Source organism: Aliterella sp. E5.1 (genome assembly GCF_057473825.1).
On record NZ_JBYCCV010000155.1, the window covers coordinates 1 to 6025 of the forward strand.

The following is a 6025-nucleotide window of genomic DNA, read 5'->3' on the forward strand; positions in this document are numbered from 1 at the left end:
CCCTTTCTCTGCTATGGGTTTCCACAATCTTCTGGCGCAAATCATTTGAGTAAGCTTTCATCCATTTAGCCATTAATAGTTGTAGCAATGCTTCTCACTTTATCTCATTCAATCGAGAACCGCTGTAACTTTGCGCCAGCCAATTATTCAAGCTCCAAGTCAAGAACTGGCAATAGGCGTAAGTGGTAGTCGCCTGGAAAGCGAAACTTCCTTATCTGGTATTCCTTTTGCCTTGTCTCAGGGCACAGACGACCAAGGCAGAACCCGAATTTCGGCGGTGCGATTTTTCCAAGAATGGACGCAACGCGATACCCGTCAAGTAATTGCAGCGCGATCGCAATTTAACTTAGGAGTTGATGCTTTTGATGCGACAGTTAATGCGGAACAACCTGATAGCCGCTTTCTTTCCTGGCAAGGACAAGCCCAGTGGGTACGCCTATTAGCCCCAGAAACTTTACTTTTGGTTCGCGGCAATGTCCAGCTATCAACAACTTCCCTTGTCCCTTTAGAACAGTTCAGTTTGGGCGGTTTGCAAAGCGTGCGCGGCTACCGTCAGGACTTGCTGCTAACCGATAGTGGGGCTTTTGCTTCGGCAGAAGTTAGATTGCCAATTCTGCGAATACCAAAGGAGAATGCAGTCTTACAAGTAGCGCACTTTATTGACGTTGGTAGTACCTGGAACTCTGGTAGAGCCGCACCAGATACCAATAGCCTCGCCTCTGTAGGTTTGGGTTTAGTTTGGCAGCAAAGCAATCGCTTTACGGCTCGTCTCGATTACGGTATTCCTTTAATTTCTGTAGATTCTACTGAAAGAACATGGCAAGAAAACGGGCTATACTTTTCCGTGTTTTACAACCCTTTTTAGCCTTCTGAAGAAACGTCTAATTTCTCTTCAACTTTTGAAAGCAGAGATTTAAGGCTCTTATGTAAGACCATTAAACTTTCTCGGTCAGTTTTACTAACTGGAAACTTCTCCAATGATTGATTAAGTTTTGTAACATAATTAGAAGCTTTGCTTGCCTGCTGAGGAGAGTGCTGATTGATTATTTGATTAACCAAAGTGCGTGTATCCCGCACTGATAAGTTCCTGCTGACAACTTCTTGTGTTGCTTCAACGCGAATTTTTTGTGTTTTCTTTTTGTCAAATCCTAATCGTTCGCTGTGGAGTTTTGCAAGTTCTCGCACCTTGCCATCTTCTAAGCCAGCAGAGCGAATAGCTTCTTTAAGATCGACTGGGTAGCTTAAGACTGGAAAAATATTAGTATTAATAGATGCCGGATTCAATTTGAACTTTAACAACACTTTCAATACAATATCTTGTTCCTTGGATCTCCACTCAATTGATTCAATCCATGTTGTCTGTGCTTGTTTTTCAGCAGATCTAATGTCTGAAAATTCATGCGCTCTTCCCGATGCTTTCAGCTTGTTAACTAAAAAGTTAAGATGCTCAGGTATTTGTTTTTGGGGATCGTTGAAGGAAAACTCTTGGGCAATAAGGTCAACTAAGTTCTCAGCTAAATCAAGGGCGCATAACTTCTCTGCATGAAGACTTGTGACGATTGCACGTTCAAGCATCTGAGGATCTTCAGGGGAGGAGCCTCCTGTTAGATAAACAGCATCTAAAGCCTGCCAAGAGCTACGGTTTTTAGAATTCAGCAAATTAGCTCCCCGCCATCGCAACTCCCCGTCAAATATTAAGGATATCCCATCATCATTGGGTGGAAACAAGATTATAGGAGCTTGCTGCCCATGTTCTTCTAAACTGGCTGCCCGTTCCTTTACCATTGCTTCGGTAATCATTTGTCTAGGCTGCTTGGGGTTGCGCTGAACTTGATTAATAGAAATCTTTTGAACTCCACCAGCTTGTGCTAATTGAGCAGTAAGTGCTTGGATTTGTTGCTCTAATTCAGCTTTTTGAGCGGTATCAAGCTTTCCTAATTTAATAGTGGCAATCTCTGCTTGTAATTCTTGAAGTTCTTCGTCTTTCTGTTTGACTTGCCTTTTCAGATCGAATGCTTGCTTGGCGATCGCACTGCCTTGATAGGACTCAGTTAGGTCAACGGGTTGTTTTGCCATATTACAAACGCTCTTCAATTGCTCGGATAACTGGATTGAAACCCTTAAGGGCTGGAGTTCTAGGGCGATGGAGATAAACAGGTAATCCTATGTTAGGATCTGACGCATTTACAAACTCTGCTGAGAATTTGATTTGCGGAAAGCATTGAGTATCATACTCTTTCAAAATTGAAGGTAACGCAGTCGGATTGTTAGTATCTAAAATTTTAGAATGAGCAGCAATTTCAGGTTGTCGAGTATTTGGTATAAATCCTAGAAGCTCAGGAGGAGGCTCTAAGTCGAGTTCTAGAGCATTTGAGTAAAACCATTCTAGAAATAATCCACCACTGGTCGTTGCTTTGAAGTCAGGTTCAACAACAACAATGAGATGAGTGACTGCTGGAAGAAGAATACTTCCAAATGGCTCAAGCCCACCGGGAGTATCAATGAGAATAACGTCGAAGTCTAGTGGAAATTTTTTTAGGCGATCTTTGAGAATGTAATATCGTCGCTTGTAGCTTTCGATTTGTCTTGGTGTATCGCGTAGAGCAGCCCCGCCCTGAATTATAAAAGCATTTTTCGTGTGTTCCTGCCAGATTGGAGTAATTGGATATTCTCCTTTAAAATCAGGCTGGAAGATTTTTGCTGCGGAATGCTCAGGATCGGCAATCCCTAAACCTGTCCATAAGCGAAGCGAGTCTTGCTGATCTAACTCAATTAATAGAGTTTTATACCCCTTCTTGGCAAGAGGATAAGCAAGATGCGCGGTAATCGTGGTCTTACCTACTCCACCAGAATTACTCATGATGCCCAATATCATTTGCTTTTGGGCTTTGCGCTTTGACATGGTGAAAACAGTATATAGCGATCTTTGGATAATTGTACTCCTGAATTTGTTATTACATAACGTTATGCAGTAACGAATTTTTAGGGAAAGTTTTAATGAATAACGTTATGCAGTGGATATTATTATGCTGTTTTACCAAGTTAGGTAAGGCAAAATCTAATATACCGACCTAGACTATTCGTTTTGTGGTATAGGCTAGAAGAACTAGCAAAGTTATGGCAGACTTTCGCAAGCTATTCCATCCGCATCTCTATCTAATCTAAATTTGTCTCCAGGAAAAGTATTAAGAAATTGTTGCGCCTGGACTTGAGTCTTGAAATTGCTACAATTGCAATTACTATTAGTGCAACTTGGTAGTTTTTGAGTTGCTACATTTAGAGGTACTTTAGTTACTGATTGAGAATTAACCCTCCGCTTTCCTCGTCTATAGTCCCAAGGCATAACAGGTGATTTCTGGTTCCAATAGCCCAATTGCTTTTGCTTGGCTTGTGCTTCTGCTTGTAAATATTGGTCTTTGGTGGCAGCGCATCCCTGAAGATACTGGCGATAAACAACTGCTTGACCCTCTTGTACCATTTGCAGGTTAACCGAGCGTTTACCCACATACAGTTCGGCAACAGTCCTACCATAGCGGTCGCGCGTTATTTCTCGGACTTGTACCGCCCTACCTTGGGGTAGCAGTTGCTTGAGCCGGGAGGTAGATTATTGCCCCCAAGGAGGTTGAGCGCGTTCTGGAGAATCAATGCAAGCTAATCGAATCGTAGCGACTTGTGCTGATTGGCGGATACGCAAGGTGTCGCCGTCGCCTACGCTGACAACAGTAGCAGGGGTGATTTGGGCTATGGCTGATAAGGGAGCCAACAACAGAGGGAAAACTAGCGAGACTTTAATTAATAAGCTTTTCAAGTGGATTAGGCAAAATTCGTAGGTGGCTACTATTAAGGTTCCCAATTTAATTGGAATATGCACATCTTATTGCTTAACTTTCCACATTCGCTCGTCGAACTTAAACTCTAATGGCGGTTCCAAACTAAACTGCAAATCAGGATGTTGAGGATTAAGCAAGTAGTTAAACTCAACGGGAATAACCGACGATGGAACTTTGAGTACAGGCGAGTCCTGCTTTTGAAGCCACTGCTTGCCAATTTTCTGCAAAGTGGGATAGGCTGCCATGCTTTGCCAATCGTCCGGTAGGCTATTTACGTCTACTACCGTCATCGCAATGTCTTCTGGCAAAAAAGCACGGATAGCAACCAAAGGAATGTGATCGCTTTCGGTATGTACAAAAACTTCTAAACTAGCAAGAGCTAGACTTTCTGCTGTATAAACAACCTTAAATCCTTGAGGTGTCCATCTTGCTTGAGCATAAAGTCCGCCTATTCCAGAAAAGGCACTATCCAGGTGTTTCTGCTTGCAAATTCGCCAAACTTGCACTATCCAAACATCCCGTATTCAGCGCGATACAGCATTTCTTCAACTTTTTTTGCCCCAGCATCGGTAGCTAGTGCTTGCAATGGTGTTTTTCCTGATAGTGCGGTTTTTGTTGTGGATAGCCACCGCCTAGTTTCCGCTTCATTCTCAAATAACTCTAACGCTTGCTTGGCAATGCGGTTAAAACGTTCTAATCTGTCCGCAATAGCTATTTTGAGAACGGGATTTTGCTTCTCATAGCGAAACTGAGTGCTTTCGGAAATTCCGAACAGTTGTTTTATCTCAGTTTTATCTAAATCAAAACGTTTGGCTATCTCCTTAATAGAGGCATACTTTTTATCGCTTACATCAGTCTTGTGTTGTTTATCTGCTGTGATCGCATTGCGTGAGTCAACTTGGGTAGTAGTTTTGACCATAATTACTTAATTTCAATTGACACTATAATTCTATCAAATGAAACAAATCATTGGATCTACTGTTTTTGCATTACTGCCAATACTTTACGCGCCGTCTCAACCGATACGAACGCCATTACAGCAGCTTCGCGCAAGGAAGCTCCCTGGTGCAGTGCAGTAATTAGCTGTTGTGATGATGGTTTGGTAAGGAAAGCCTGCTTCAACTTTGCTATGACGCGATCGCTAACTTGTACATTACCCGTTTTCATCTGTTCATCAGTCAGGAGTGCTGCGAGAAATTCATCAGGCTTCCCGTCCACAATACCCTGTTCTACTGGCGATAAGACTTTGGCTTGCATCTGGGATAGGTCACGTTCTACTGCTTGGGTTTCGTCTGGGTTAGTAAAATTGAAGTATTCCGTTAGAGTGCCAATTGGGTAATTAAAATCGCAATATCGGTACTTGAAGTAGCGTTCTACATTACCACGATGCTCCCAAATTCCCTGGACTTCGATTTCTACAGTCTGGTAATGCGAAGTCAAATCCCGATATATTTCCGCAAGGCGCTTGGGCATAGGACGGGTAGTTATCCCAATTTTGTACAGAATTTTTTCGTCCGCCTGCACTTTTAAATAGTACAAACTAGCAAGCAGAATCTTCCTCATCTTGGCGCAGTAGATTCGTAAGTCTGTGAGGCGAATCCGTAGCTCGTCGCGCGGCAGCACAGAGCCAGAATTGGTAAAAATAGCCGCTTCTAGTTGGGTTAGTTTTTGCTCAATCAGCGATTCATGCAGAGGATTGAATAAAGTTAGGGGTAAAACACCAATGGGTATTAAACCTAAATTAGTGAACTGATAAGTATTTCTCCCAGTGGCATCACTAATATTTGGCGCAGTCTCGACTAGGTTTTCCCTGGTAAAAGCTGGCAATATTTCCAGGCGATCAACGCCATGCCCGTGAGCCTTGTGCCTGTGCCAAAGTTTCTTAAGTTGTTCTAGTTCTTTTCCAGTTAGAAAAATGTTGAAAGCATCGTATAGAGGTAGATGCGGTATATCTCGCGGTTTTCTTTTGATGATTACAGAGCAGGTTTCTCCATTGTGAGCAAAGTGGTGTTCTTTAACTTTGCCCTTTTTGGCTATTAGCGCTTTGCCGCAGTACGGGCATATCAGGTTTGTTTTGCCACTGGCTACATTTTCAATTTCAATTAGTTTGTTGTTGCCATCAACGCCATACCGTAGCCACATATTCGCGCTTCTTACTACACTTGCTTCCTGTAATATTTAGCATCTTCTGTATC

Annotated in this window: 7 protein-coding genes and 1 pseudogene; 1 reads left to right on the forward strand and 7 read right to left on the reverse strand. The window is 42.6% G+C overall.

Features of this window, described 5'->3' with window-relative positions; all coding sequences use genetic code 11:
• Positions 1-124 precede the first annotated feature (124 nt).
• Positions 125-865, forward strand: a pseudogene (locus AC2VE5_RS23675) (BamA/TamA family outer membrane protein); the annotation flags it as partial.
• Here the strand turns inward: AC2VE5_RS23675 and AC2VE5_RS23680 are convergent.
• From AC2VE5_RS23680 to AC2VE5_RS23710, 7 genes are all read right to left on the reverse strand, one after another.
• A complete protein-coding gene (locus AC2VE5_RS23680) occupies positions 862-2076 on the reverse strand; it encodes a ParB/RepB/Spo0J family partition protein (protein WP_486890108.1) in 1215 nt (404 codons plus the stop codon). The pseudogene AC2VE5_RS23675 and the gene AC2VE5_RS23680 overlap by 4 nt on opposite strands.
• Position 2077: 1 nt before the next feature.
• Entirely contained in the window at positions 2078-2902 is an 825-nt protein-coding gene (locus tag AC2VE5_RS23685; RefSeq protein ID WP_486890109.1) for a ParA family protein, read from the reverse strand.
• 213 nt (positions 2903-3115) lie between these two features.
• Positions 3116-3583 carry a thermonuclease family protein gene (locus AC2VE5_RS23690; protein ID WP_486890114.1) on the reverse strand — a complete coding sequence of 156 codons (468 nt, stop codon included), beginning with the start codon at positions 3581-3583 and terminating at the stop codon, positions 3116-3118.
• A gap of 21 nt (positions 3584-3604) precedes the next feature.
• Positions 3605-3871 (reverse strand): thermonuclease family protein, encoded by a 267-nt coding sequence (locus AC2VE5_RS23695; RefSeq protein ID WP_486890110.1) that lies wholly within the window; start codon positions 3869-3871, stop codon positions 3605-3607.
• Between the two features lie 3 nt (positions 3872-3874).
• On the reverse strand, positions 3875-4336 hold the full coding sequence (locus AC2VE5_RS23700) for an RES family NAD+ phosphorylase (RefSeq protein WP_486890111.1): 462 nt from the start codon (positions 4334-4336) through the stop codon (positions 3875-3877).
• A complete protein-coding gene (gene parS, locus AC2VE5_RS23705; RefSeq protein ID WP_486890112.1) occupies positions 4336-4749 on the reverse strand; it encodes a type II RES/Xre toxin-antitoxin system antitoxin in 414 nt (137 codons plus the stop codon). The genes AC2VE5_RS23700 and parS overlap by 1 nt, the downstream gene beginning before the upstream one ends.
• 56 nt (positions 4750-4805) lie before the next feature.
• Entirely contained in the window at positions 4806-5972 is a 1167-nt protein-coding gene (locus AC2VE5_RS23710; RefSeq protein WP_486890113.1) for a GIY-YIG nuclease family protein, read from the reverse strand.
• Between the last annotated feature and the right edge of the window lie 53 nt (positions 5973-6025).